Annotated in this window: 1 pseudogene; it reads right to left on the bottom strand. The window is 48.3% G+C overall.

The features are described 5' to 3' along the window. A pseudogene (locus tag ACTHS4_RS12710) lies at nucleotides 1-232 on the bottom strand (efflux RND transporter permease subunit); the annotation flags it as partial.

The following is a 232-nucleotide window of genomic DNA, read 5'->3' as shown; positions in this document are numbered from 1 at the left end:
CACGTCGGCAGCAGCGGAAAGCGGATGATTGGCAGGAAGAGAGACATCACCACGAAGACCCACAACAAGGCTTCCAAAAGCGTAGGGATCACTTTCTCCATCGAAATTTCCACAAATTTGGAAGTATCGTAAGGAACTTTCCAGCTCATACAGTCTGGGAAATACTTCTGCTAAACCGCCATTTTTTCGTTTACGGCAGTCGCCGTAGCCAAAGCGTTACCGCTGTTAGACA

The organism is Neisseria sp. P0014.S009 (genome assembly GCF_051958155.1).
Lineage (GTDB): Bacteria > Pseudomonadota > Gammaproteobacteria > Burkholderiales > Neisseriaceae > Neisseria > Neisseria flavescens_C.
The sequence above is the reverse complement of the archived record's forward strand: the minus strand, read 5'-3'. Positions and strand labels throughout refer to the sequence as shown.